This window comes from Shewanella sp. MMG014, assembly GCF_018100775.1.
Classification (GTDB): Bacteria; Pseudomonadota; Gammaproteobacteria; order Enterobacterales; family Shewanellaceae; genus Shewanella; species Shewanella japonica.
This window is the reverse complement of sequence record NZ_JAGJDZ010000033.1, coordinates 1-813: the sequence shown is the minus strand read 5'-3', so window position 1 is coordinate 813 and position 813 is coordinate 1. Positions and strand designations below refer to the sequence as shown.

Annotated in this window: 1 protein-coding gene; it reads left to right on the top strand. The window is 48.2% G+C overall.

The window, feature by feature from the left end:
* Positions 1-813, top strand: an 813-nt coding sequence (locus J8L86_RS20995) for a hypothetical protein (protein WP_211031451.1), incomplete at both ends; no start/stop codon positions are given.

Genomic DNA, 813 nt, shown 5'->3' with positions numbered 1-813 from the left:
ATCACAGTTGTTGCAACTGCAACCGACAGCAACGGTAACGACCTGTCTGCCAACGACACTGAAAACCTCGATGCTGTTGATGCTGAGCTAACAGTAGACTTAGTGATTGATGCATCGAACCAAGGCGATATCAATGGTACTAGCCAGGATATTCCAGCGGGTGGTACGGTCACTCTGGTAATTACCGATATTGCGGGCACTGCAATTACCATCACAGATGTGGCAGTAAACGCGGACGGCACTTACTCTGTTGATAATGTTGACCTATCTACACTTGTGGATGGCGACATCACAGTGGTTGCAACTGCAACCGACAGCAACGGTAATGACCTGTCTGCCAACGACACTGAAAACCTTGATGCTGTTGATGCTGAGCTAACAGTAGACTTAGTGATTGATGCATCTAACCAAGGCGACATCACTGGTACATCACAAGATATTCCAGCTGGCGGCACGGTCACTCTAGTGATCACCGATATTGCGGGTACTGCAATTACCATCACCGATGTGGCTGTTAATGCAGATGGCACTTACTCTGTTGATAACGTTGACCTATCTACGCTTGTGGATGGCGACATCACAGTGGTCGCAACTGCAACCGACAGCAACGGTAACGACCTGTCTGCCAATGACACTGAAAACCTTGATGCCCTTTCAAGCAACATCACCGTTGATTTAGTCATCGATGGCGATAATAACGGTGACATCACTGGTACTAGTCAGGATATTCCTGCAGGTGGCACGGTCACTCTGGTTATCACCGATATTGCGGGCACTGCAATTACCATCACCGATGTGGCTGTTAATGCAGAT